Annotated in this window: 28 protein-coding genes; 16 read left to right on the forward strand and 12 right to left on the reverse strand. The window is 50.8% G+C overall.

What is annotated here, in order from left to right; all coding sequences use genetic code 11:
• Positions 1 to 67: 67 nt before the first annotated feature.
• From ACFX4O_RS00205 to ACFX4O_RS00240, 8 genes are all read left to right on the forward strand, one after another.
• The gene (locus ACFX4O_RS00205) at positions 68 to 628 is read left to right on the forward strand and encodes a lipoprotein (RefSeq protein ID WP_380206442.1); all 561 of its coding nucleotides are present in this window, start codon (positions 68 to 70) and stop codon (positions 626 to 628) included.
• A gap of 116 nt (positions 629 to 744) precedes the next feature.
• Positions 745 to 1,788, forward strand: a complete 1,044-nt coding sequence (gene pyrC / locus ACFX4O_RS00210) for a dihydroorotase (RefSeq protein ID WP_380206444.1) — start codon at positions 745 to 747, stop codon at positions 1,786 to 1,788.
• Positions 1,789 to 1,863: 75 nt separating this feature from the next.
• The gene (gene dinI, locus ACFX4O_RS00215; protein ID WP_131411710.1) at positions 1,864 to 2,109 is read left to right on the forward strand and encodes a DNA damage-inducible protein I; all 246 of its coding nucleotides are present in this window, start codon (positions 1,864 to 1,866) and stop codon (positions 2,107 to 2,109) included.
• Positions 2,110 to 2,386: 277 nt separating this feature from the next.
• Positions 2,387 to 2,641, forward strand: a complete 255-nt coding sequence (gene bssS, locus ACFX4O_RS00220) for a biofilm formation regulator BssS (protein ID WP_007374460.1) — start codon at positions 2,387 to 2,389, stop codon at positions 2,639 to 2,641.
• A gap of 119 nt (positions 2,642 to 2,760) precedes the next feature.
• Positions 2,761 to 3,879: an N-methyl-L-tryptophan oxidase gene (gene solA / locus ACFX4O_RS00225; RefSeq protein WP_380206446.1), complete on the forward strand. Its 1,119-nt coding sequence runs from the start codon at positions 2,761 to 2,763 to the stop codon at positions 3,877 to 3,879.
• Between the two features lie 51 nt (positions 3,880 to 3,930).
• Positions 3,931 to 4,047 (forward strand): YceO family protein, encoded by a 117-nt coding sequence (locus tag ACFX4O_RS00230; RefSeq protein ID WP_380206448.1) that lies wholly within the window; start codon positions 3,931 to 3,933, stop codon positions 4,045 to 4,047.
• Between the two features lie 259 nt (positions 4,048 to 4,306).
• Entirely contained in the window at positions 4,307 to 4,873 is a 567-nt protein-coding gene (locus ACFX4O_RS00235) for a cytochrome b (protein WP_380206450.1), read from the forward strand.
• 1 nt (position 4,874) lies between these two features.
• Positions 4,875 to 5,450 carry a YceI family protein gene (locus tag ACFX4O_RS00240; protein WP_380206451.1) on the forward strand — a complete coding sequence of 192 codons (576 nt, stop codon included), beginning with the start codon at positions 4,875 to 4,877 and terminating at the stop codon, positions 5,448 to 5,450.
• A 34-nt stretch (positions 5,451 to 5,484) separates the two neighbouring features.
• On the opposite strand, the gene ACFX4O_RS00245 is transcribed toward ACFX4O_RS00240, so the two are convergent.
• Positions 5,485 to 6,534: a rhodanese-related sulfurtransferase gene (locus tag ACFX4O_RS00245; protein ID WP_380206452.1), complete on the reverse strand. Its 1,050-nt coding sequence runs from the start codon at positions 6,532 to 6,534 to the stop codon at positions 5,485 to 5,487.
• Positions 6,535 to 6,750: 216 nt separating this feature from the next.
• Here ACFX4O_RS00245 and ACFX4O_RS00250 point away from each other — a divergent pair, with 216 nt between their 5' ends.
• The 3 genes from ACFX4O_RS00250 to ACFX4O_RS00260 all read left to right on the forward strand — a co-directional run bounded on the left by ACFX4O_RS00250 (position 6,751) and on the right by ACFX4O_RS00260 (position 9,942).
• Positions 6,751 to 7,671 carry a Kdo(2)-lipid IV(A) acyltransferase gene (locus tag ACFX4O_RS00250; RefSeq protein WP_380206454.1) on the forward strand — a complete coding sequence of 307 codons (921 nt, stop codon included), beginning with the start codon at positions 6,751 to 6,753 and terminating at the stop codon, positions 7,669 to 7,671.
• A gap of 138 nt (positions 7,672 to 7,809) precedes the next feature.
• Positions 7,810 to 9,057, forward strand: a complete 1,248-nt coding sequence (mdtG, locus tag ACFX4O_RS00255; RefSeq protein ID WP_380206456.1) for a multidrug efflux MFS transporter MdtG — start codon at positions 7,810 to 7,812, stop codon at positions 9,055 to 9,057.
• 495 nt (positions 9,058 to 9,552) lie between these two features.
• Positions 9,553 to 9,942 carry a MysB family protein gene (locus ACFX4O_RS00260; RefSeq protein WP_380206458.1) on the forward strand — a complete coding sequence of 130 codons (390 nt, stop codon included), beginning with the start codon at positions 9,553 to 9,555 and terminating at the stop codon, positions 9,940 to 9,942.
• On the opposite strand, the gene ACFX4O_RS00265 is transcribed toward ACFX4O_RS00260, so the two are convergent.
• From ACFX4O_RS00265 to mdoG, 3 genes are all read right to left on the reverse strand, one after another.
• A complete protein-coding gene (locus ACFX4O_RS00265; RefSeq protein WP_131411696.1) occupies positions 9,943 to 10,170 on the reverse strand; it encodes a YceK/YidQ family lipoprotein in 228 nt (75 codons plus the stop codon).
• Between the two features lie 72 nt (positions 10,171 to 10,242).
• A complete protein-coding gene (gene mdoH, locus ACFX4O_RS00270; RefSeq protein ID WP_380206461.1) occupies positions 10,243 to 12,771 on the reverse strand; it encodes a glucans biosynthesis glucosyltransferase MdoH in 2,529 nt (842 codons plus the stop codon).
• Positions 12,764 to 14,299: a glucans biosynthesis protein MdoG gene (gene mdoG, locus ACFX4O_RS00275; RefSeq protein ID WP_131411857.1), complete on the reverse strand. Its 1,536-nt coding sequence runs from the start codon at positions 14,297 to 14,299 to the stop codon at positions 12,764 to 12,766. The genes mdoH and mdoG overlap by 8 nt, the downstream gene beginning before the upstream one ends.
• A 273-nt stretch (positions 14,300 to 14,572) precedes the next feature.
• On the opposite strand from mdoG, the gene mdoC reads away from it, so the two are divergent.
• Positions 14,573 to 15,721 carry a glucans biosynthesis protein MdoC gene (gene mdoC, locus ACFX4O_RS00280; protein WP_131411690.1) on the forward strand — a complete coding sequence of 383 codons (1,149 nt, stop codon included), beginning with the start codon at positions 14,573 to 14,575 and terminating at the stop codon, positions 15,719 to 15,721.
• 35 nt (positions 15,722 to 15,756) lie between these two features.
• On the opposite strand, the gene ymdB is transcribed toward mdoC, so the two are convergent.
• The 5 genes from ymdB to csgB all read right to left on the reverse strand — a co-directional run bounded on the left by ymdB (position 15,757) and on the right by csgB (position 18,137).
• Complete coding sequence (gene ymdB, locus ACFX4O_RS00285; RefSeq protein WP_380206463.1) at positions 15,757 to 16,287, reverse strand: O-acetyl-ADP-ribose deacetylase; 531 nt, start codon at positions 16,285 to 16,287, stop codon at positions 15,757 to 15,759.
• Positions 16,288 to 16,367: 80 nt separating this feature from the next.
• Complete coding sequence (locus ACFX4O_RS00290) at positions 16,368 to 16,589, reverse strand: hypothetical protein (protein ID WP_380206465.1); 222 nt, start codon at positions 16,587 to 16,589, stop codon at positions 16,368 to 16,370.
• Positions 16,590 to 16,817: 228 nt separating this feature from the next.
• On the reverse strand, positions 16,818 to 17,138 hold the full coding sequence (gene csgC / locus ACFX4O_RS00295; RefSeq protein ID WP_131411684.1) for a curli assembly chaperone CsgC: 321 nt from the start codon (positions 17,136 to 17,138) through the stop codon (positions 16,818 to 16,820).
• A 53-nt stretch (positions 17,139 to 17,191) separates the two neighbouring features.
• Positions 17,192 to 17,641: a curli major subunit CsgA gene (csgA, locus tag ACFX4O_RS00300; protein ID WP_131411683.1), complete on the reverse strand. Its 450-nt coding sequence runs from the start codon at positions 17,639 to 17,641 to the stop codon at positions 17,192 to 17,194.
• 40 nt (positions 17,642 to 17,681) lie between these two features.
• A complete protein-coding gene (csgB, locus tag ACFX4O_RS00305; RefSeq protein ID WP_380207612.1) occupies positions 17,682 to 18,137 on the reverse strand; it encodes a curli minor subunit CsgB in 456 nt (151 codons plus the stop codon).
• 586 nt (positions 18,138 to 18,723) lie between these two features.
• Here csgB and csgD point away from each other — a divergent pair.
• From csgD to csgG, 4 genes are read left to right on the forward strand one after another with little or no spacing between them, the layout of a single operon-like run.
• Positions 18,724 to 19,374: a biofilm master transcriptional regulator CsgD gene (gene csgD / locus ACFX4O_RS00310; protein ID WP_380206468.1), complete on the forward strand. Its 651-nt coding sequence runs from the start codon at positions 18,724 to 18,726 to the stop codon at positions 19,372 to 19,374.
• 4 nt (positions 19,375 to 19,378) lie between these two features.
• On the forward strand, positions 19,379 to 19,768 hold the full coding sequence (csgE, locus tag ACFX4O_RS00315; protein ID WP_380206470.1) for a curli production assembly/transport protein CsgE: 390 nt from the start codon (positions 19,379 to 19,381) through the stop codon (positions 19,766 to 19,768).
• A gap of 26 nt (positions 19,769 to 19,794) precedes the next feature.
• Entirely contained in the window at positions 19,795 to 20,208 is a 414-nt protein-coding gene (gene csgF / locus ACFX4O_RS00320; protein ID WP_020457403.1) for a curli production assembly/transport protein CsgF, read from the forward strand.
• Between the two features lie 25 nt (positions 20,209 to 20,233).
• On the forward strand, positions 20,234 to 21,067 hold the full coding sequence (gene csgG / locus ACFX4O_RS00325; protein ID WP_131411673.1) for a curli production assembly/transport protein CsgG: 834 nt from the start codon (positions 20,234 to 20,236) through the stop codon (positions 21,065 to 21,067).
• Between the two features lie 22 nt (positions 21,068 to 21,089).
• Here csgG and ACFX4O_RS00330 read toward each other — a convergent pair whose 3' ends face one another.
• The 3 genes from ACFX4O_RS00330 to ACFX4O_RS00340 form a co-directional block, all read right to left on the reverse strand.
• Positions 21,090 to 21,572, reverse strand: coding sequence for a DUF1097 domain-containing protein (locus ACFX4O_RS00330; protein ID WP_208430932.1), 483 nt, complete (start codon positions 21,570 to 21,572; stop codon positions 21,090 to 21,092).
• Positions 21,573 to 21,674: 102 nt separating this feature from the next.
• The gene (locus ACFX4O_RS00335; RefSeq protein WP_380206474.1) at positions 21,675 to 22,229 is read right to left on the reverse strand and encodes a molecular chaperone; all 555 of its coding nucleotides are present in this window, start codon (positions 22,227 to 22,229) and stop codon (positions 21,675 to 21,677) included.
• Positions 22,230 to 22,248: 19 nt separating this feature from the next.
• Positions 22,249 to 22,986: a phosphatase gene (locus ACFX4O_RS00340; RefSeq protein WP_131411667.1), complete on the reverse strand. Its 738-nt coding sequence runs from the start codon at positions 22,984 to 22,986 to the stop codon at positions 22,249 to 22,251.
• Positions 22,987 to 23,063: the final 77 nt, after the last annotated feature.

Below are 23,063 nucleotides of genomic sequence, written 5' to 3' on the forward strand. Positions count from 1 at the left end.
CCTTTATTTAGCGTGTGTCGCATGCTACGCCCCTGCGTCGTAGCATGGCGATTACGTTGAGGAATTCATGAAGAGAATTATTTTTGCCGCAGCATTACTGTTGAGCGGCGTGCTGGTGGGGTGCAATCAACTGACCCAATATTCGATCAGCGAACAGGAGATTAACCAGGCGTTACAAAAACGTAACGACTTCGCCAAAGATATTGGCGTGCCCGGCGTTGCGGATGCCCATATTGTGCTGAATAACCTGGCCAGTGAAATCGGTCGCGAAGAACCCAATAAAATCACGCTGACCGGTGATGCGAATCTGGATATGACTTCGCTTTTTGGCAACCAGAAAGCCATCATCAAATTGAAACTCAAAGCGTTGCCAGTGTTTGATAAGGAAAAAGGCGCAATTTATCTGCAGGAGATGGAAGTGGTTAACGCCACCGTCTCACCGGAAAAAATGCAGACCGTATTACAAACGCTGATACCCTATCTTAATCAGTCACTACGCAACTACTTTAACCAACGCCCTGCTTATGTGCTGAAAGAAGACAGCAGCAAAGGCGAGGCACTGGCGAAAAAATATGCCAAAGGAATTGAGGTGAAACCGGGCGAAATTATTATCCCCCTCACCGACTAAATAACAGGGCGCCGCGAGCGCCCTTTTTTTCAGGAAAAGGATGCAAACGAAAACGTTTCCGCTTATCCTTAGTGCCCGGCAAAAAACACCTGTTTCTCACCAGCCGGAGCACTCGAATGACACAACCCCAGGTTTTGAAAATCCGCCGTCCTGATGACTGGCATGTCCATTTACGTGATGGCGACATGTTGAAAACCGTTGTGCCATGGACCAGCGAAACTTACGCTCGCGCCATTGTCATGCCGAACCTCGCTCCTCCTGTCACGACCGTGGATGCGGCTATCGCCTACCGCCAGCGTATTCTTGATGCCGTGCCCGCCGGGCATGATTTTACACCGCTGATGACCTGCTACCTGACCGACAGCCTGAGCGCAGATGAAGTCGAACGCGGCTTTAACGAACAGGTTTTCACCGCAGCGAAACTTTATCCGGCCAATGCCACCACCAACTCAAGCCATGGTGTTACCAGCATTGATGCAATTATGCCGGTACTGGAACGGATGGAAAAACTGGGCATGCCGCTATTGGTGCATGGTGAAGTGACGCACGCAGACATTGATATTTTCGATCGTGAAGCACAGTTTATCGAAACGGTCATGGAACCTCTGCGCCAGCGCCTGCCTGGGCTGAAAGTGGTGTTTGAGCATATTACGACCAAAGATGCCGCCGACTATGTGCGTGAAGGAAATGATCTGCTGGCCGCGACCATCACGCCTCAGCACTTGATGTTTAACCGTAACCATATGTTGGTCGGTGGTGTGCGCCCTCATCTTTATTGTCTGCCGATCCTGAAGCGTAATATTCACCAGCAGGCGCTGCGCGAACTGGTTGCCAGCGGTTTTACTCGCGCATTTCTCGGTACGGACTCTGCGCCGCACGCGCGCCATCGTAAAGAGGCTAGCTGTGGCTGCGCCGGTTGTTTTAACGCTCCCACTGCGCTTGGCAGTTATGCAACCGTGTTTGAAGAGATGAATGCGTTACAGCACCTTGAAGCCTTCTGTTCAGTCAACGGGCCACGTTTTTATGGCTTACCGTTGAATGAAACGTTTGTTGAGCTGGTGCGTGAAGAGAGCCCGGTGCCAGAGATGATTTCGCTGCCGGAAGATTCGCTGGTGCCATTCCTCGCGGGTGAAACCGTGCGCTGGCGCGTTAAGCGCTAAAAAAGTTATCGCTCCCTGTTGTAATATTTTTCGCTTAACTGTATAAACATACAGTAAATTACACAGGGGGCTATTATGCGCATTGAAGTGACTATCGCCAAAACCACACCCTTACCGGCCGGCGCCGTTGATGCACTGGCGGGCGAGTTATCTCGTCGTCTGAACAATTGTTACCCCGATCGCGAAAATAAAATTACGGTTCGCTATGCCGCAGCAAATAATCTGTCGGTTTTAGGCGGTGCAAAAGAAGATAAAGATCGCATAACTGAAATTTTGCAGGAAACCTGGGAAAGCGCCGACGACTGGTTTATCACCGACTAATTTTTCTTTAAGTTTGTGCTTATTGCCGGGTCGCCCCGGCTTTTTTTGCTGTTTTTTTAAGCAAATTCCTGGCGCAATTTTTCTTTAATAAAAATATATGGTTAAGAGCCCGCTTTCTTATTCAAAAAAATCTAACGGCCGAAAAAACATGTTGCAGAGTGTTTAATTATTCGATCTACTACCCCAGTTGTTGGTATACTGAAAAAGCTTCAAATAAAACACGCATTGAACCTCAAGAGTCGTTGTCTAATTAAACACGCCAATAAAGGGGGTTATGATGGTAAAGAATAATGAAGTCATCCAGACCCATCCACTGGTCGGATGGGACATCAGTACCGTGGATAGCTACGACGCACTGATGCTCCGGTTGCATTACCAGACCCCAAACAGAGCCGCTCAGGAAGAGACCGAAGTCGGCCAGACGTTGTGGTTAACGACCGATGTTGCCCGCCAGTTTATATCGATACTCGAAGCGGGCATTGCCAAGATTGAATCGGGCGACTATCAGCAAGATGAGTACCGCAGACATTAGTAATAATGCTCAATATAGACTCAACAGGCACCCTCGTGGTGCCTTTCTTATTTCTATCCTTGTATAACGTTCCCAGGTTATTTACCCTCCTGAACACGCATTTGCCTGGAGAACCCACCATGAAATACGATCTCATTATTATTGGCAGCGGCTCTGTCGGCGCAGCGGCAGGCTATTATGCCACGCTAAGCGGGCTGAACGTGCTGATGACCGATGCACATCTGCCACCGCACCAGGAGGGCAGCCACCACGGCGATACGCGCTTAATTCGCCACGCTTACGGCGAAGGCGAGAAATATGTTCCGCTGGTGTTGCACGCACAGCAATTGTGGGAGCAACTGGCGACGGAAAGCGGCGAAGCGGTGTTTGAACGCACAGGCGTTATCAACATTGGTCCGGCTGATTCACCTTTTTTGGCTAACGTCGCGCAAAGCGCAGCGCAGTGGCAACTGGCTGTCGAAAAACTGGATGCCCCCTCACTGATGTCGCGCTGGCCGGAAATCCGCGTACCCGATGATTACATCGGCCTGTTTGAAGCCGACTCCGGTGTGCTGCGTAGCGAGCTGGCGGTAAAGACCTGGATCCGTCTTGCCAAAGAGGCGGGCTGCGCTCAGCTGTTCAATTGCCCGGTCACCGCGCTGCATCATCATGCAGACGGCATCAGCATCGATACCCAGGAAGGGACATTCCATGGCAAAAAAGTCCTTGTCAGTGCTGGCACCTGGGTGCAAAAACTGCTGCCAGAACTCCCGATACAACCGGTCCGCAAAGTTTTTGCATGGTTCCAGGCCGATGGCCGCTACAGCACCAAGAACACATTCCCGGCGTTTACCGGCGAAATGCCCAATGGCGACCAGTATTACGGTTTCCCGGCAGAAGATAATGAATTAAAAATCGGCCGCCACAACGGCGGGCAGCTTATCAGCGAAGCCCAACAGCGTACGCCGTTTGGCGAAGAACCGGGAGATGGTTCCGAATGCTTCTCTTTTTTGCGCCAGTTCCTACCTGGCATCGGCGGTTGTTTGTACGGCGCGTCCTGCACTTACGATAACTCTCCGGACGAAGACTTTATTATTGATACGCTGCCGGGCTTCCCGGACACGCTGATTGTCACTGGTCTTAGCGGGCACGGTTTCAAATTTGCGCCGGTGCTCGGTGAAATTGCCTGTGAATTTGCCCACGGCAAAAGCTCACATTTTGACTTACAACCGTTCTCACTTTCCCGCTTTGCCGGGTAAACCTTCAGCGGCCTCATTCGGGGTCGCTTATTGCATTTTTGCGAAGAGAATATGCGCCGTTTGTTTCATTTCTTAATAAATAACGTGCGTGAACATTTGATGATTTATATTGCGCTGTGGTTACTTATCGCGCTGATCGATATTATCTATATTGTATGGCCCATTTGATAAATACTGACAAAAATTGACATAGTTTTATAAAAATATATTTCCAGAACAAAATATTTAAACATCACCACTGCAATAAAATCTTAATAAATTCAGGAGTTACACTCCAATCAACCTAATACATTGAATGTTATCCCGCAAAGTCATTCAAAAATAACGATATAGAAAAAATAACGCTTCAATCTCGTAATTTTGAGTTGCAATATTGTTTCTCTCCCGCCATTTTAATTTAACCAGTTATTAACCGCGATTAACAATTATGCCATTACGCAATTCACCTGAGCGCTACGGCGCCGTTTCCATTGTGCTGCACTGGCTGGTGGCCATTGTGGTTTATGGTATGTTCGCGTTGGGTCTGTGGATGGTGACGCTGAGCTATTACGACGGCTGGTATCATAAAGCGCCTGAGCTACATAAGAGCATCGGCATTTTGCTTATGCTCGGCTTGGTTTTCAGGGTCGTGTGGCGTTTTCTTTCCCCGCCACCAAAGCCGCTCACCAGCTATTCACGTCTGACGCATATCAGCGCTGTGTTTGTCCATATCGCGCTCTATTTGCTGTTGTTCGGCATTCTTTTCAGCGGCTATTTGATCTCCACTGCCGACGGTAAACCCATCAGCGTTTTCGGGTTGTTCGAGATACCCGCAACGCTTGCCGATGCCGGATCGCAAGCCGACCTTGCAGGAAATATTCACCTCTGGCTGGCATGGACAGTGGTTGTGCTGTCCGTTTTGCATGGCCTTGCCGCGGTTAAACACCATTTCATCGATAAAGACGTCACTCTCAAGCGCATGCTGGGAAAATCGTCGCCTGACTCTGGAGCATAATATGAAGAAAATCCTGCCGGGACTCGCTCTCGCTTCGCTGCTGTTCACCACGGGTTCTGCTATTGCTGCGGACTACAAAATTGATAAAGAGGGTCAACACGCCTTCGTTAATTTTCGTATCCAGCACCTCGGCTATAGCTGGCTCTATGGCACGTTTAAAGATTTCGACGGGACTTTTAGCTTCGACGAAGCCAACCCGGCCTCAGACAAAGTGAACGTAACCATTCACACTAACAGTGTGGATACCAACCATGCGGAACGCGATAAGCACCTGCGCAGCGCTGAATTCCTGAACGTCGCGAAATTCCCGCAAGCAACCTTTACTTCAACCGACGTGAAAAAAGCGGGTGACGGACTGGATATCACCGGCAACCTGACGCTGAATGGCGTAACCAAACCGGTAGTACTGGCGGCAAAACTGATGGGCCAGGGCGATGATCCGTGGGGCGGTGTGCGCGCAGGATTTGAAGCTTCCGGCAAAATTAAGCTGAAAGATTTTAACATCACCACCGATCTTGGCCCGGCGTCACAGGATGTTGAGCTGATTATTTCAGTGGAGGGCGTGCGTCAGAAGTAAGATTACGGGAGAGGGGCAACCCTCTCCTCAGGTTTTATTCCGGATCCGGAATGCCCAACCGGGTATTCAGACGTCCACGGGATTTGTTAAAGATTTTATTGCCATTCTCCCGCCCCGCGCGACGCTTACGCTGCTCTTCTTCCGGCAGTTCGCTCTCTTCTTTACACAGCTCACTGCAGCAACCCTTAAATTTCTCTGCACAGGCCGGACACTGAATAAACAGCAAATGGCAGCCGTCATTACGACAATTAGTATGGGAATCGCAGGAAGTACCGCACTGATGGCAATGGGCAATAACGTCATCAGAAATGCGCTCGCCCATACGTTCGTCAAACACAAAGTTTTTGCCGATGAAACGCACCGGTAAGCCCTGTTCACGCGCGCGGCGCGCATACTCGATAATGCCGCCTTCGATATGCCACACTTTGTTGAAGCCGTTATGCTTCATCCAGGCGCTCGCTTTCTCGCAGCGAATACCGCCGGTGCAGTACATGACGATTTTCTTATCTTTATGTTCCTGCATCATTTCTACCGCTTTCGGTAGCTGCTCGCGAAACGTATCTGCCGGGATCTCCAGCGCACCGGCGAAATGCCCAACTTCATATTCGTAGTGATTACGCATATCAATGAACACCGCCTCTGGATCGTCGAGCATGGCGTTCACTTCCGCCGCTTTCAGATAATCTCCCACATCGCTGGCGTCGAAACTTTCATCTTCAATACCATCGGCGACAATCCTGTCACGGACTTTCATGCGCAGCACCCAGAAGGATTTACCGTCATCATCAATCGCGATATTTAAACGCAGGCCGTCGAGCGCCGGGTCGAACGCATAAAGCGCCTGGCGAAAGGCGTCGAATTTACTTTGTGGCACGCTGATTTGCGCATTGATACCTTCATGAGCAAGATAAATGCGGCCAAACACGTTCAGTTGGCTAAGAGCCTGATAGAGCGCGTCACGAGTGGCTTGCGGGTCGATAATCGAGAAATATTTATAGAACGAGACGGTAACGCGCGGCTCAGTTTCCGCGAGCATCCGCGCCTTCAGTTCATCATTAGAGATGCGGTTGTGTAACACTGGCATGGTGTACGTGTCCTGCAAAGTTAGGGTGAAAAAACGGCGGCATCATAAAGCAAATACTGATAATTTACATCCACACATTTTGCGCTACATTTTTTCTCATTCTAATGATTACACCGCAACAATTCCTGACAAAACAGGCATTCTGTGCGCCCTGATTTTGGTTAATTCCGAAAAAATGCAAGAATACAGGGATTTGTTGCTTTAAACAGGACAGTCATGACGCATTTACCCAAGTTTACGGCATCGCTGCTGCACCCGCGCTACTGGGCTCTCTGGTTCGGGGTCGGTGTGCTGTGGTTAGTTGTTCAACTCCCCTATCCCGTGATTTACCGCCTCGGCTGCGGCATTGGTTATCTGGCGCAGCACCTGATGAGACGACGTGTACGCATTGCGCAGCGCAATCTTGAACTCTGTTTTCCGCAAATGAGCGAAACAGAGCGCCAGCAAATGGTCGCGAAAAATTTTGAATCTGTTGGCATGGGGTTAATGGAAACCGGTATGGCCTGGTTCTGGTCCGATCACCGGATGTCACGCTGGATGGACGTTATCGATTTTGAACATGTCAGAAACGTGCAGGCGCAAGGCCGAGGAATCTTGCTGATCGGCGTACATTTTTTGACACTGGAAATTGGTGCCCGCATGTTTGGTCTGAACGAACCGGGAATCGGTGTCTACCGCCCGAATGACAACCCGGTTATTGACCTGCTGCAAACCTGGGGTCGCATGCGTTCCAATAAAAGCATGATCGACCGTAAAGATCTCAAAGGTATGATCCGCGCCCTGAAAGCGGGTGATGTTGTTTGGTATGCGCCCGATCATGACTACGGCCCGCGCGCCAGCGTTTTCGCCCCTTTCTTTGCCGTTAAAGATGCGGCTTCCACGTCCGGAACCTGGATGCTGGCACGCATGTCCCAGGCCTGTATCGTACCTTTTGTTCCGCGCCGTAAACCGGGTGGCAAAGGATACGAACTGATTATTCTCGAGTCGGAATGCTCCCCTCCGCTGGATAACGCGGAAACCACCGCAGCATGGATGAACAAAGTGGTTGAACGCTGCATTATGATGGCGCCAGAGCAATATATGTGGCTGCATCGCCGCTTCAAAACGCGCCCGGAAGGCGTCCCCTCTCGCTACTAAATCGATAAAGAGCCTGCAAATGCAGGCTCTTTTTTTGTCATACAAAGCTGCGCCAGCGCATTGCGGCAATCATAACCTGGGCGCATAATTAGCATGCTTACTATCGATTATTATTAATGTGTGCTGTTACGGACGGTTATGTCTCTCTCTGATGCCCCAATAAACTGGAAGCGCAATCTCACCGTTGCCTGGTTTGGCTGTTTTCTCACCGGCGCGGCGTTTAGCCTGGTCATGCCTTTTATCCCCCTCTATGTCGAGCAGCTTGGCATCACCGATCCCGGCGCGCTCAATATGTGGTCCGGTTTAGTCTTTAGCATCACCTTCCTGTTCTCAGCTATCGCCTCTCCCTTCTGGGGTGGTCTTGCCGACCGTAAAGGGCGGAAAATCATGCTGCTACGTTCCGCGCTCGGCATGGCAATTGTTATGGCGTTAATGGGCATTGCACAAAATGTCTGGCAACTTCTTGTGCTGCGGGCACTGCTCGGTTTGCTGGGCGGTTTTATCCCCAACGCCAATGCCTTAATCGCCACACAAATGCCGCGCAATAAAAGCGGCTGGGCGCTGGGTACGCTCTCTACGGGAGGCGTTAGCGGTGCGCTGCTTGGCCCGCTGGCTGGCGGTTTGCTGGCTGATACCTGGGGCTTGCGGATGGTCTTTTTTATTACCGCCTCCGTGCTATTTATCTGTTTTCTTCTCACGTTATTGTGTATCCGCGAAAATTTCACCCCGGTGGCAAAACGCGAGATGTTGCATTTCAAAGAGGTTTTCGCCTCGCTAAAAAGCCCCAAACTGGTGTTGAGCCTGTTTATTACCACCATGATTATCCAGGTTGCGACCGGTTCTATTGCGCCGATTTTGACCCTTTATGTGCGCGATCTTGCAGGGAATGTCAGTAATATTGCCTTTATCAGCGGCATGATTGCCTCCGTGCCTGGCGTCGCGGCACTGCTTAGCGCACCCCGTCTGGGCAAATTGGGTGACAAAATCGGCCCGGAGAAAATCCTGGTCGCGGCATTGATAATCTCCGTCTTGTTACTGCTGCCCATGTCACTGGTGCAAACTCCGTGGCAACTGGGCATTTTGCGCTTCCTGCTCGGCGCCGCTGATGGTGCGCTGCTTCCTGCGGTGCAAACTTTGCTGGTCTATAACTCCACCAATCAAATTGCCGGGCGGATATTCAGTTACAACCAGTCTTTTCGCGATATTGGCAATGTTACCGGCCCGCTGATGGGTGCCGCGGTCTCGGCAAGCTACGGTTTTCGTGCGGTGTTTTGCGTGACGGCGGGCGTCGTTCTGTTTAATGCCCTTTATTCGTGGTTCAGTTTGCAGCGCCCTGCCCGCCGGGCACGTGCAGAGGCGACCCGCAACGTTCAACGCCAGGAGTAGCGCATAAAAAGTGACCATGCGCTCGATGCAAAATATACATTTGCCTAAATCCATGCTGCGCTACGCACAAATATGCCCCGCTGGGTAGCGATGCAAAACAGCGGTTCGGTAAACATACCACGCCACACTTTCGCAATATTACCGTCTAAAAGTAACCGCGAACGGCGACAGCAAAGCCGTCGCCTTTATTATTGGCTCGCCAGCAGCCCCGTTAAGTAGTTTTCACTTCACGAATGTTACTAGCGAAGCCCGAAAAGGTATGCGCGTGCGAAACGCAGGACTCCAACCCCGAGGGCTAACTATGAAGGTGGCTGAAGGACCGGAGATACTCAAATAAGCAGGCACAAATATCAGTCACTGCCCCCGCATTCAGCAGTACGGCGTTCTCGTTATCTCATGAAATCGCTGATTCATTTACTACAAATTTGACGCTCGCAAAGCCAGCGTCTATAGGTTTCTGCATACCTTTTTTACTGTTATCTCAGGAGCAATGATATGGCCGAAACTGAACTGGAGTATTACTCAACACTGTCGGAAGCAATTGATGTCGCGCGGGAATTATTCATTGCCGATAACCCGGATCTTGATGAAGAAGAAATCAGCGTGCAGCAATTCAATGTGCAAAAGTATGTTCTTCAGGAGGGCGATATCGCGTGGCGCGCTGAGTTTTTTGCGGATGAAGAAGAGCCAGGCGAGTGTCTGCCTCTTTTGAGTGGTGAAGCCGCACAAAGTGTCTTTGACGGCGATTTCGATGAAGTCGAGATAAGCCAGGAGTGGCAAGAAGAGAATACGTTGCACGAATGGGACGAAGGTGAATTCCAGCTAGAACCCCCACTTGATACCGAAGAGGGCCAGACAGCCGCTGATGAGTGGGATGAGCGCTGATTACTCGTAGGGGCCGTGATTGGCATCCAGCGGTAACAGAAGCGTGTCAAACACCAGTGAGAAAGGTAAATCAAGCACGGTAATGTAGCGCCACGCTGAGTCGCGGACATCCCACTTAACACCGGGATAATACTGATTACCGTGCCCCTGACCGGGGATTGTCCGGCTGACGATGCTGCCGCAACCGCTAAGCAGGCACGCTATGACTGCCACCAAAATCACTTTCACAGGCAACCTCTTCTCGTTTGATACAGATAAAAAAATACCGGCTCTCAGGCCGGTATTTTCCTTAATGTCGGCTTACTTAGCCTTTAACGCCAGCGGGTTAAGCTTCAGCGTTTCATAGTAGCTCGCCCATGACAGATATCTCTCAGGTGCCGCCCACAAGCGATAATGCATACGCGCCAGCGTGACCGGGTCGCTCAGTAACACCAGACGACGATCGCGATTCAGCTTCTCTGGTGTTTCATTCAGCGCCTGCTCAACATGGCGATCGCGGGCAATTTCCAGCACATGGCTTGCGCGGTGACGTGCCGTTGCCATGGCGGTTGCCAGCGCGTTGAATGACGGGTTAAACACCGCATGCATGAAGCCATCATCCAGGCTGCGCGAGCGATTCAGCTCCAGATATTTATCCGTATCCACCAGCACCTGCGGCGGAGAATACTCTTCCGGGATCAGGAACAGTTTCCAGCGTTTAGTGCGCAGGCCGACAGTAGACCGGCTGGAGATAACCGACACGAATGGCGACAGGATCAGCGAGAAGACAATCGGCGCCAGCCAGAACAGGAAGCGCAGATCAAGCCACGCCATCCCGACAGCCCATACCAGACCCAGCAGCAACTGAGAACCGTGGCGCATAAAAGCCTCACCCCACGGCGTAGAGTCATCGTCACGCTGCGGCGAGTTCCATACCACTTCCCAGCCCAGGAACGCGCTGACCACAAACACGGTGTGGAACAGCATACGCACCGGCGCAAGCAGCACCGAGAACAGTACTTCCAGCAGCAGGGAAATCGTTACGCGGAAGAAACCGCCATACTCTTTCGGCCCTTTGCACCACACCAGGATAATACTCAGTAGCTTCGGCAGGAACAGCAGCACCATTGTCGAGGCGAAAAGCGCGATAGCCAGCTCCGGACGCCACTGTGGCCACACCGGGAACAGCTGGCGCGGCTGCAGGAAGTATTGCGGTTCTGTCAGCGCATGCACTACCTGCAAAGCCGTGGAAAGCGCAAGGAACATAAACCACAGCGGTGCGGAGAGATAGGACATCACGCCGGTGAGGAACACTGCGCGGTGAACCGGGTGCATACCTTTTACCAGGAACAGGCGGAAGTTCATCAGGTTGCCATGGCACCAGCGGCGGTCGCGTTTCAGCTCATCGAGCAGGTTTGGCGGCAACTCTTCATACGAGCCAGGCAAATCGTAAGCGATCCACACGCCCCAACCGGCACGGCGCATCAGTGCGGCTTCGACAAAGTCGTGGGAAAGAATCGAACCGGCAAACGAGCCTTCACCCGGCAACGGTGCCAACGCACAATGCTCAATAAACGGTTTCACGCGGATAATCGCGTTATGACCCCAGTAGTGGGATTCACCCAACTGCCAGAAGTGCAAACCGGCGGTGAACAACGGCCCGTAAACGCGGGTTGCAAACTGCTGACAGCGTGCATAAAGCGTATCCATCCCGGACGCTTTCGGTGACGACTGGATGATCCCGGCGTTCGGGTTCGCTTCCATCAGGCGTACCAGCCCGGTCAGACACTCGCCGCTCATCACGGAGTCCGCATCCAGCACCACCATATAGCTGTACTGGCTGCCCCAGCGACGGCAGAAGTCATCGATATTACCGCTTTTGCGTTTTACGCGACGGCGGCGGCGACGGTAGAAAATCTGCCCTTCGCCCTGTACTTCTGCAATCAGCTCCATCCAGGCTTTCTGCTCAGCAACGCAGATATCCGGATTGTAACTGTCACTCAGAATGTAGACGTCGAAGTGCGCCGCGTTGCCGGTCGCTTTCACGGATTCCCAGGTGGCACGCAAGCCTGCAAAAACGCGATCCACGTCTTCGTTACAGATAGGCATGATCAGCGCCGTACGATGCTCCGGGTTAAGCGGTTCATCACCCACCGTTGAAGCCGAAATACTGTATTTATCACGGCCAATCAGCAGTTGCAGGAAGCCCATCAACGCGGTCCAGAACCCGGCGGAAACCCAGCAGAAAAGCACCGCGAACAGGATTAAGATACCGGTTTGCAGCACATACGGCAGGAGCTGCATAACGGAAACCCACAGATCCTGGCCCGCCATATCCGTTGGGTTGATCAGCGCCCACCCCTGATACGGCAGAATGGTTTTCATATACCAGGTTGCGACGACGGTTTGCGCCAGCGTCAGCAACAGCAGGATATAGCGGCGGATAGAGCCGACGGTACGCCATTTCTGCTCGTGCGCTTGCTCCTCTTTGGTCAAGCGCGCAAGGTAACGCGGCGCAACTTCGCGCCCGCGCAGACGATCCCAAAAACGACCAATCGGGTTGGTGCGCCACGGATCGGGGAACATCGAAGAGCGTTTTGCTTTCGGCATCGCCTGTAACTGCGCGCGCCCTTCATCGTCTTTGATCAATTGCCCTTCGCCGAGCGAATCCGGCCAGCTATGTTCCAGACGTGCCGTCACAGAACCAAGCGGCGTATCATCATCACGCGTCCAGTTCGTATGCTCTTTATCCAGCGCTTCATGCACGCTGCGAATGTTCTCTGTCGGCAGCGCCGCTTTTTCCGTCCTGGAAAGCGGCAGCATGTCGATATACTCAATTGTCTTATTCATTGGCAGGTAGCTGATAGCTCCAGGTTTCACTCAGGTTCTGGTCGGCGTTGACCAGCGCCGCGCGCATATCCGTGGTTTTCTTCGGATCTTTCACCTTCACGCGCAACATCAAACGCCAACCTTGCGTAACCGGATTATAGCGAACGGTGTTTTCAACGATCTCACCGTTATCGCCAATGCTGGCTTGCGCGGTAACAGGGGTTTCCTTCGGCAGTTTTTTCATATCCTGACCGGTGAAATCCACCACAAACGCGACTGTTCCGTCAGGTTGACGGATAAGGTTTGATTGTTTCACATCACCTGTGGAGCGACGCGTCTGCAATACCCATGCATTGTCTGGTGCATGCAGTTTGTCTTCGTCACGGCTAAAGGTGATGGTGTATTTGAAGTTCATCTCTTTACCCGGATCCGGCAGTTGATCCGGCGTCCAGTAAGCGACGATGTTATCGTTCGTTTCATCGTTGGTCGGGATCTCGACCAGTTCGACTTTGCCTTTTCCCCACTCGCCTTTCGGCGTTACCCATGCGCTCGGACGCAGATCGTAGCGGTCATCGATATCTTCAAAACGGGAGAACTGACGACCACGCTGCAGCAGACCAAAGCCCTGCGGGTTTTCCATCGCATAGCTACTAACAGCAAGATGTTTCGGGTTATTCAGCGGACGCCAAATCCACTCACCGTTGCCTGCCAGCATCGATAGCCCGTTGGAATCATGCAATTCCGGGCGATAGTTAGTCGCAGGAGAGGGTTGAGTCGGCCCGAACAGGAACATACTGGTCAGCGGCGCAACACCAAGTTTGCCCACTTTATCGCGCAGGTAAACTTTGGACTGCACATCCACCACGGTGTCGCGGCCTGGAATGATCACAAAACGGTAAGCACCCGTTGCACGCGGTGAATCCAGCAGCGCGTAGATGGTCAGGCGTTTGTCAGTTGGTTTTGGACGCTCAATCCAGAACTCACGAAAACGCGGGAACTCTTCGCCAGATGGCAGCGCAGTGTCAATGGCAAGACCGCGAGCGGAAAGGCCATACACCTGCCCTGCGCCAATCACGCGGAAGTAGCTTGCGCCCAGCATGCTGACGATTTCATCGTTTTTATCTTTATTATTGATGGGGTACAGAACTTTGAAACCGGCGAAACCGAGGTCTTTGACCGTGTCTTTATCGTGCTGGACATTGCCGAAATTGAAGTAATCCGGGCTGTATTTGATTTTACGTACGGCAGTGGTAGTCACTTCGTTGATGGTCACTGGCGTGTCGAAGTACATACCCTGATGATAAAACTCAAGCTTAAATGGGGTGTTGATCGCGTTCCAGTAGGCTTTGTCGTGGTTAAACTGGATCTGCTGATAGTCCGCGTACTTCATCTCACGGAACACAGAGGGCAAATTGGTCTTGGGTGCTTCGTAGCCTTTACCGGCCAGTGATTGTGCCTGTTTTGCGACATCGTCAATAGAAAAGGCCCAGCCTGATGACGTATAAAGTGACAACAGAACAGCAGCACCTACCCAACGCATTTTCATCATTCGTAATTTAGGTTTCATAATAACTAAGCACTTCCCCCTTTGTGTGCTTAAATCGATCCGATCCATTTTAATGGAAACTCTGGCTATCCGACAACTGAATCCCCGCATTGTTCTCCACGCAGGCTCATTGAATAAGCAAATGAAACTAACCCTTTATCGTTTTGCAGGCTTATCCTGGAGACAGGTTATCGGTCATAGTGTAGGGTTGGTTGCGAATGTAATCATTATTTGTCTTATGGATAAGACGAAAAGTCTGAGAATGTACGGAGTAATATGACCAAAACCCCCGCACAACGAGAATATTTCCTTGATTCCATACGCGCGTGGTTGATGCTGCTTGGGATCCCGTTTCATATTTCGCTGATCTACTCCAGCCATATGTGGCATGTAAACAGCGCCTACCCCTCATGGTGGCTGACGCTGTTCAATGACGCCATACATGCGTTCCGTATGCAGGTGTTTTTTGTTATTTCCGGTTACTTTTCATACATGTTGTATTTGCGCTACCCGCTAAAGCACTGGTGGAAGCTACGCGTTGAGCGCGTCGGCATTCCTATGCTCACTGCGATCCCACTGCTGACACTGCCGCAATTTATTATGTTGCAATATGTGAAAGATAAAACGGCCGAATGGCACACCCTATCGACTTATGACAAATTCAACACGCTGTCATGGGAACTCATCTCTCATTTATGGTTCTTACTTGTCCTCGTAGTATTAACAACGGTCAGCATGGTGCTGTTTAAAAAACTAAAAAATAGCGCTAAACGGCTGGCTGGCAATATTTCGCTGGCACAACTGTCACTTTGGTTCCTGCTGTTAGGTATCGCCTGGGCGGCGTTCCGTCGAATTGTGTTGATACTGCATCCGGAAATATTACGTGACGCGCTATTTAATTTTGCGGTAATGCAGACCTTGTTCTACATTCCGTTCTTCATTCTTGGTGCGCTGGCGTTCATTAATTCGCGTCTGAAGTCGCTGTTTACCACGCCTTCGCCGTGGTGCATGTTCGGTTCTGCTCTGGCCTTTGGGGCTTATTTGCTCAACCAGCGCTACGGCAGTGGCGATGGCTGGATGTACGAAACCGAGGCGGTTATCACCATGCTACTGGGGCTGTGGATGGTCAATGTGGTCTTTTCATTGGGTCACAAGTTGCTGAACTTCCAGTCTGCGCGCGTCAGTTATTTCGTAAATGCATCCCTGTTTATCTATCTGGTACACCATCCACTGACGTTGTTATTTGGCGCGTGGATCACACCGCATATCCAGTCTAATCTCCTTGGTTTTCTTACCGGACTGGTCTTCGTCATTGGTATTGCGCTGCTGCTGTATGAAATCCATCTGCGCATTCCACTACTTCGCTTCCTTTTTTCCGGTAAGCCGCAACAAAACGACGCGAAGCGCCATGCTCACGCCAGATAACGCCCTGGCTGCTCTGGTCGCAGAGCAGCCGCGACTTATTGGATGTGCTGAGTTAGTAAGCGCTGGTAAAGCTGCGTCATTTCGTCATCGAAACAAACAAAGATCACCTGCTGGAGTTGAGGCCGACGTATGAGGTGCGCAGCAACGGTATTAACAGCGATTTCTGCCGCCGCGGCTTTTGGGTAACCATACACGCCGGTACTGATAGCGGGAAAAGCAATGCTCGTGTAACTATTGGCTTCCGCCAGCAGAAGGCTATTGCGGTATGCATCCTCCAGCAAGCGCGCTTCATTCTCCTCTCCGCCACGCCAGACCGGTCCAACCGCGTGGATCACCGCCTTCGCCTTTAAATTTCCTGCCGCCGTAATTACCGCATGGCCTGGCGGGCACTCGCCCTGCTGCTGACGTACCTGCCGGCACGCCTCAAGCAAAGCAGGCCCAGCGGCACGATGAATTGCACCATCCACACCGCCGCCGCCAAGCAATGATGAGTTTGCCGCATTCACAATCACATCCACTTCAAGCGTGGTGATATCCCCTTGAAGCACCTGCATACGTGGTTGCATTTTTGCCCCCTATCCGGCCAGTAACCCGTTAACACCGTTAAGTGTACCCGGAAATACAGAAGGCAACATATTCAAAATCATCAGTTATAGGTGATGGTAACCTCAGCGCGAGATTGCTGCGCATCGAGATAACGCATCTGGACTTGTGCTACCTGTGGAGAGAGAGCTTGCCGGGTTTCATCGGTAACAGGGATTTGCTGGGTCTGCATTTTATTGTTTTGCAGACAGGAGAGCAGCAGATTTTGGTTCTGTGTACGGGTTTCGCAGCCCCCTTCAACGATAGCGCCACGAAAATGGATCACACCTCCCGCCGGTTGGGTTCCAGCATAGGCTGATGACATAATGCAAAGGCAGGTAACAGGAAGAACAAACGCTTTAAAAAGTCGCATAAACACCTCACAAATCACCCATCCCTGAAAGCTGAGCGTCGGCTATCGATAACATAAATATCGGCACCATTGGCGTGTTCCTTTATTAAACTTAGCATTCAGATGAGAAATAAGTTTAGTGCGGCTTCATTTCCAGAATGATTATTCAGCAGGCCACTGCTGGGCAAGGTGTAGCGACTGGCCATCGGACACCGTGACGATAATTTTGACGTTATCGTGTGCGGAAATACTCAAACGAATGCGCGAAATCGCCGTCGTTTGATTCGCCGGGAGAGTCATTGTGTTTCGTTGCCGGCTTTGGCTAACACCCGCAGCGCCTTCACGCTCGGTAATAATCTGCACCTGGCAAACACAATCCTGCGTAACTTGCACCAGCGGGGTAATGGTGTAATTGTCGCCGTCGCGGGTGGTATTGAACGTGATCTGGCTGGATAACGCCGCCAGCAATAATAAGGTATGCATAGCGCCTCCAAAAAAAAACAGGGCCGCAGCCCTGTTTATTCCTGCCTGGGGGATCAGTACTGATTCGCGGTAGCGTTATTACCGTAACCGGTTTGCTGTACAGTGACGCTTGAGCCAGATGCAGTCTGGTTAACCAGCGCACCGTTACCCGCGCCGTACTGGCTCACAGAAATATCAGAGTTGCGGCCATTCCACTGATCGATAGTGGCATTGTTTTGCGACCCGTTCTGTACCAAATCGATGGTGCTGTCATCTGAACCTTGACCCACATCGGCGGCATTGGCGGAACCGTACTGATGAATAGTCAGGTCAGATTCGCGTGCATCGCTTTGCAGAGCAAGGGCGGCGTTAGCGCTACCATATTGATAAATGCTCAGTTCAGAATTTGGGCCATTGCTACCACCGCCATGACCGCCGCCATTGCCATACTGCGGGACACTGCCTGCAAATGCGCCTGCTGAAACAACGATCGCTGCGAATGCTGCCACTTGGAAAAGTTTCATGGTAAACCCCCATTGGATTGAGATTAAAGCCACAGGACTTTCAACGTTGAATAACGCGAATAGCCATCTGCGACTGTCGTTGCACCACTACTGCCGTTTTTTGCGTACCATACTGCGTGATATTTGCCCGGTTGCCCGAGCCTTTCTGAATAATAACTGCGCTATTACCATAAGCACCCTGCGTAATACTCGCATCGTTGGCGCTACCGGCCTGATCGATATACGCCAGGTTATAACTTCCGGACTGGTTAATTTGCGCTGAATTATTTCCACCACTTTGAGAAATAACGCCTAATAATTTCGAACCTCGTTGATCAATATACGCACTATTACTCGTACCCTGTTGGTCAATATTGGCTGATTGATTATAAGGCGCCTGACTCAGTTCATTAACTGCCAGATTATATTCCGGGTTTGCCAGGTCATAACCGGCTGCAGTTGCAAATCCCGACATTCCTGGCAGGATTAACATCATAAAGGCTATTTTGTTCTTCATGCTGTCACCGCCGAACTTACTTGTTAATACCTGGTTGCAAAACTGAGTATGCCGTGGATAAAAAGAAAATATCTCACCAGCAAGTTGGATTTTCATTAGTCATATCATTCTAAAGCATGAAGAAAAATTACCCCCCACTTGCAGCAGAGATAGCATCAGATGATTTTTCTTAAATAGTTATCCCGATGCTATAACAGTCAATGTATGTGATACGTGGCAACACCAAAAAGAAAAATAAGGAAAACCTGAAGCCAACAAAAGTCAGGTCTTTGTTCTTAGTATAAAATTTCGCACTACCTCCTTTTTAAAACAGCTTTCTTTAGTGCTTACATATCAACTTAACTAACCATCAAAATAACATTTCAATATTTAATTTTACATTCTGTTACATGATTAACACTTGATTTAAGATCGGCAAGCGTTAGATTAAATCCGCAGCACTCATTACTTTGTATTATTTTCCCTCGCACGGGCTGAGCACTTATTTCTGATCACAGCATAGCGCATCCGACAGTACATCTGGTTTCCCCGGTGAATAACCGGGGTTGAAGTTGATGAACAAAAAACAAATACGCGGGGTTTCATCATGTTTAGTGAAGTCCATAGTTCAGCTATTTCCGTTTTATTATTAATTACCAAACCTTCATTACAGGCAACGGCGCTTCTGCAGCATTTAAAATTTGCGCTATCATTGCCCGGAAAGCTCCATAATATTCAACGACCTCTTGATGACATTCCAGCATTGAGCATTGTCTTATTCGACATGATGGATGTGGATAAAAAACTGATCCAGCAATGGCAGAATATCCTGTCGCAAAAAAAAGGTGATCTAAAACTATTGCTGATGAATACCTCCCTTGATTATCCATTCCAGGAGATAGAAAACTGGCCGAATATTACGGGTGTATTTTACATTTCAGAAGACAGAAGCCAGTTGGTCGACGGATTACAAGGCGTGCAGCGTGGTGAGTGTTATTTCTCACAAAAACTGGCGAGTTATCTCATCACACATGCCGGGAATTATCGTTACTACAGCGCTGAATCCGCACTGCTCACCCACCGAGAAAAAGAGATCCTTAATAAGCTGCGTATCGGCGCATCCAATGTTGAGATAGCCCGCTCGCTGTTCATTAGTGAAAATACAGTAAAAACACATCTTTATAATCTTTTCAGGAAGATAGCGGTAAAAAACCGCACGCAAGCCGTCTCCTGGGCTAACGATAATCTCAGGCGTTAATCCTATGAAACGCTATGGGTATCGCCTGGCAACCGCAGCTTTACTGATCGCCTGCGTAAACGTATCGGCTGTGGAAGTCGAAGTTCCCGGGCTTTTAGCCGATCACACCGTATCGTCTGTCGGACACGATTTTTATCGTGCATTTAGTGATAAATGGGAAAGTAGCTGGAAAGGGAATTTAACCATTAATGAACGACCTAGCGCCCGCTGGGGAAGCTGGATAACGATAATCGTCAATCAGAGTGTCGTATACCAGACTTTTCTTTTCCCGACACACCGCGACTTTGAGAAAAATGTTGAAATCGCGTTGGCGCAAACCCAGCAAGCGATCGATCACCTGCAAATAAACCAGGCGCTACTTAGCGTTGGCGATATGGCGAGTGATGAATTCTAAAATACGTTAAATCTCCGGAGGCTATTATGCGTAGCATATATACCCTGCTTGCGCTGTTGCTTATCGCGCCTGCATGCTGGGCGGGAACAATGACATTCCAGTTTCGTAATCCTAATTTCGGCGGTAATCCTAATAACGGTGCATTTTTATTAAATAGTGCCCAGGCACAAAATTCTTATACTGACCCCAGCTATAAAGATTACGGTGTGGAAACCACCTCCGCGCTGGATAATTTCACCCAGGCAATACAATCACAAATATTGGGTGGGTTACTCACCAATATTAATACCGGTAAACCAGGGCGAATGGTGACCAGCGATTTTATCGTGGATATTTCAAACAAAGACGGACAACTGCAATTAAACGTCACCGACAGAAAAACCGGCAAGACATCTACGATTCAGGTGTCGGGCTTACAAAGCGGTTCAACGGACTTTTAAGCCACTGTCTAACAGGACAATAACTATGTCGCGTCTATTTATTTTATTCGCCGTGTGTTTATTAAGCGGTTGCCTGACTGCGCCGCCAAAACAAGCCGCTAAGCCGACGCTGTTGCCGCGAGCGCAAAGTTATCAGGACCTGACGCATCTGCCGATGCCAAGCGGGAAAATTTTCGTCTCGGTGTATAACATCCAGGATGAAACCGGGCAATTTAAGCCCTACCCGGCAAGTAACTTTTCTACCGCCGTCCCGCAAAGCGCGACCGCAATGTTAGTCACGGCGTTGAAAGATTCACGCTGGTTTGTACCACTGGAACGCCAGGGCTTGCAGAATCTTTTAAACGAACGAAAAATCATTCGCGCCGCGCAAGAAAACGGGACTGTCGCCATTAACAATCGCGTTCCACTCCCCTCGCTGACCGCCGCGAATATCATGATTGAAGGGTCAATTATTGGCTACGAGAGTAATGTAAAGTCCGGCGGCGTTGGTGCGCGTTATTTCGGCATCGGTGGCGACACACAATATCAATTGGATCAAATCGCAGTGAATTTACGGGTGATAAATGTCACAACCGGAGAAATTCTCTCTTCGGTCAACACCAGTAAAACTATTCTTTCCTACGAAGTACAAGCCGGAGTGTTTCGCTTTATTGACTACCAGCGACTACTGGAGGGCGAAATTGGCTATACCGCCAACGAACCGGTCATGCTCTGCCTGATGTCGGCGATTGAAACGGGCGTGATTTTACTGATCAATGACGGGATTGATCGGGGGCTGTGGGATTTGCAACAAGGAGCCGATCGTCATAACCCCGTGCTGGCAAAATACCGTGAAATGGCGGCACCGCCGGAGTCCTGAAAAAGAAAAGCGTGACTTCCGGTCACGCTTTTTCTTGCTCTTTAAGCAGCGGCTGTGCACGGCGAGAAGCCAGCCACAGGCCGCTGTTTTTCATGGCATAGCCAAACACTAACCCAATAGCCAGCGAAGGGATGACCAGCCGCCAGTCGCCCTGCCCGGCAAACGTCGCACAGGCACCAATAAATGTCCCCGGTACAAAAGAGAGCAGCAAGTTTCGGGCCTGCAGACACATCAAAAACGCCACCATACCGGTCATCAGATAACCGACAATGTCCAGATTCGGAGCCAGTGCTGCACCATGAATAATGACCTGCGCCCAGGCCACGCCGCTCATGACTGTGCAGGCGGAAATAAGCAGCCCTTTCACACCACCCTGCGGGCAGGCGAAATAGGCGGTACAGCCGAGGAAACCGGCCCAGCTTAATAAACCGAGAGAGACAGCCACCCAGCCCCAGATACCGGAGAGAATGCCTGTCGTAATGGCGATAGAAAGGAGAATGTTCATGGCGCGCATCATAGCAGATGCGCACGCCTGAGATGCGACAGTGCGCACACTATTTGAAAACCACAAATCTCTGTTGCATTTTAATTGTGACGAAAATCACAATTACTCATCTGATTCTTCCTGCAACTCATCCCACATCGCAGCAATTGCATCGCGCGCCAGCGGGGCCATGGTGCGCCAGAACGGCGTTGTCGCATGGGCTTCAACTTTGCCAAAGAAGGTGCCACACCACGGCAGCAGATAATCGGCGAACAAGGTTTCCAGCGCCTCACTTTCATCCTCGGCAGACTGATCTTCCAGCCATGAAGCCGCCAGCAGCAACGTCCCGATGTGATCGGCCAGCGCGTCGGTCAATGGCATGCCGCGGCTGGACAAAAATGAGCGCACTTCCGCTTCCATCGCACCTTCAACCCAGGCACTACGATAAGGTGAGACGCGGCACTCTTCGCCAACAAACAGCGCGTTGTAATCGGCCGCCAGTGCCTGCGCATCGCAGTTTTTCTGCAACCGTTCAAGCAACTCATCCTGCTCCAGCGGCCAGCTTTCCGCCAGTTTTCCTTCACGGATCAGGGTATAGAGCGGTACCAGCAGAGGATCTTGCGGCTGGCGGTAAAACAGCGAGCCCAGTACGCGACAGAGGATTGAAAATTCGTTCATTCAGTTGTTCCAGTCAGTATTAAAGTTCTGCAAATTCGGTAATTGGCACCATGCCGCGAGATTCGAGGAAATCCAGCAGACGGCGCGGTGAGACATTCAAAATACGATCTTCCGGGAAACCGACATCGTCCAGCACCTTACGGCACTCGCTGAAATCGCCCAATGTAAACGCCGTATGAGAATCCGATCCCAGCGCCACCCAACCGCCGGCGTCACGCACTGCGGCTGCCACAGCGCGGCAATTCGCCTCACTGCCTTTGCGCGAATGTATAAACGACGAATTGTTGATCTCAAGCGCGACACCATATTTCGCGGCGGCGGCGGCAACGGCCGGAATATCAATGTCAAATTTCGGGTTACCGGGGTGACTAATAATATGGACATTGCCGCTGGCGATAGTCGCAATCATGGCCTGAGTATGAGTCGTTTTATCCTGCGGTGGAAACACCGGCTCATGGAAACCCGCGATAATCAGATCCAGCGATGTCAACATCGGTCCGGTGCAGTCGATTTCACCCTCGGTGTTTTTAATATTGGCCTCAATACCGCGCAAAATCCCCACACCATCGACCAGCCGGGGCCAGATGCGCATATTCACGAAGTGCCAGTAGTGCGGCGCATCCGCCATATCCGGCCCGTGGTCAGTAATGGCAAAGAGTTTGATCCCTTTGCGTTTTGCCTCGGCAATATAATCGTGAAGCGTGCTGTAAGCGTGGGTGCTGGCGACGGTATGCATATGCAGGTCAACGGGATACATGACTCACTCCTGTAGTTATTTCTGCAAAGGATAGCAGTTATCGTTGGCGAGTTTAATGACAAAACCCGGCGATGCCG

Origin of the sequence: Kosakonia sp. YIM B13571, from assembly GCF_042788095.1 — a bacterium.
Taxonomy (GTDB): domain Bacteria; phylum Pseudomonadota; class Gammaproteobacteria; order Enterobacterales; family Enterobacteriaceae; genus Kosakonia; species Kosakonia quasisacchari.

What these genes read in the sequence shown, in the direction of transcription:
- ACFX4O_RS00205 (WP_380206442.1), top strand. Translation starts at nt 68, where the DNA reads ATGAAGAGAATTATTTTTGCCGCAGCATTACTGTTGAGCGGCGTGCTG.
- pyrC (WP_380206444.1), top strand. Translation starts at nt 745, where the DNA reads ATGACACAACCCCAGGTTTTGAAAATCCGCCGTCCTGATGACTGGCAT.
- dinI (WP_131411710.1), top strand. Translation starts at nt 1,864, where the DNA reads ATGCGCATTGAAGTGACTATCGCCAAAACCACACCCTTACCGGCCGGC.
- bssS (WP_007374460.1), top strand. Translation starts at nt 2,387, where the DNA reads ATGGTAAAGAATAATGAAGTCATCCAGACCCATCCACTGGTCGGATGG.
- solA (WP_380206446.1), top strand. Translation starts at nt 2,761, where the DNA reads ATGAAATACGATCTCATTATTATTGGCAGCGGCTCTGTCGGCGCAGCG.
- ACFX4O_RS00230 (WP_380206448.1), top strand. Translation starts at nt 3,931, where the DNA reads ATGCGCCGTTTGTTTCATTTCTTAATAAATAACGTGCGTGAACATTTG.
- ACFX4O_RS00235 (WP_380206450.1), top strand. Translation starts at nt 4,307, where the DNA reads ATGCCATTACGCAATTCACCTGAGCGCTACGGCGCCGTTTCCATTGTG.
- ACFX4O_RS00240 (WP_380206451.1), top strand. Translation starts at nt 4,875, where the DNA reads ATGAAGAAAATCCTGCCGGGACTCGCTCTCGCTTCGCTGCTGTTCACC.
- ACFX4O_RS00245 (WP_380206452.1), bottom strand. Translation starts at nt 6,534, where the DNA reads ATGCCAGTGTTACACAACCGCATCTCTAATGATGAACTGAAGGCGCGG.
- ACFX4O_RS00250 (WP_380206454.1), top strand. Translation starts at nt 6,751, where the DNA reads ATGACGCATTTACCCAAGTTTACGGCATCGCTGCTGCACCCGCGCTAC.
- mdtG (WP_380206456.1), top strand. Translation starts at nt 7,810, where the DNA reads ATGTCTCTCTCTGATGCCCCAATAAACTGGAAGCGCAATCTCACCGTT.
- ACFX4O_RS00260 (WP_380206458.1), top strand. Translation starts at nt 9,553, where the DNA reads ATGGCCGAAACTGAACTGGAGTATTACTCAACACTGTCGGAAGCAATT.
- mdoH (WP_380206461.1), bottom strand. Translation starts at nt 12,771, where the DNA reads ATGAATAAGACAATTGAGTATATCGACATGCTGCCGCTTTCCAGGACG.
- mdoG (WP_131411857.1), bottom strand. Translation starts at nt 14,299, where the DNA reads ATGATGAAAATGCGTTGGGTAGGTGCTGCTGTTCTGTTGTCACTTTAT.
- mdoC (WP_131411690.1), top strand. Translation starts at nt 14,573, where the DNA reads ATGACCAAAACCCCCGCACAACGAGAATATTTCCTTGATTCCATACGC.
- ymdB (WP_380206463.1), bottom strand. Translation starts at nt 16,287, where the DNA reads ATGCAACCACGTATGCAGGTGCTTCAAGGGGATATCACCACGCTTGAA.
- csgC (WP_131411684.1), bottom strand. Translation starts at nt 17,138, where the DNA reads ATGCATACCTTATTATTGCTGGCGGCGTTATCCAGCCAGATCACGTTC.
- csgA (WP_131411683.1), bottom strand. Translation starts at nt 17,641, where the DNA reads ATGAAACTTTTCCAAGTGGCAGCATTCGCAGCGATCGTTGTTTCAGCA.
- csgB (WP_380207612.1), bottom strand. Translation starts at nt 18,137, where the DNA reads ATGAAGAACAAAATAGCCTTTATGATGTTAATCCTGCCAGGAATGTCG.
- csgD (WP_380206468.1), top strand. Translation starts at nt 18,724, where the DNA reads ATGTTTAGTGAAGTCCATAGTTCAGCTATTTCCGTTTTATTATTAATT.
- csgE (WP_380206470.1), top strand. Translation starts at nt 19,379, where the DNA reads ATGAAACGCTATGGGTATCGCCTGGCAACCGCAGCTTTACTGATCGCC.
- csgF (WP_020457403.1), top strand. Translation starts at nt 19,795, where the DNA reads ATGCGTAGCATATATACCCTGCTTGCGCTGTTGCTTATCGCGCCTGCA.
- csgG (WP_131411673.1), top strand. Translation starts at nt 20,234, where the DNA reads ATGTCGCGTCTATTTATTTTATTCGCCGTGTGTTTATTAAGCGGTTGC.
- ACFX4O_RS00330 (WP_208430932.1), bottom strand. Translation starts at nt 21,572, where the DNA reads ATGAACATTCTCCTTTCTATCGCCATTACGACAGGCATTCTCTCCGGT.
- ACFX4O_RS00335 (WP_380206474.1), bottom strand. Translation starts at nt 22,229, where the DNA reads ATGAACGAATTTTCAATCCTCTGTCGCGTACTGGGCTCGCTGTTTTAC.
- ACFX4O_RS00340 (WP_131411667.1), bottom strand. Translation starts at nt 22,986, where the DNA reads ATGTATCCCGTTGACCTGCATATGCATACCGTCGCCAGCACCCACGCT.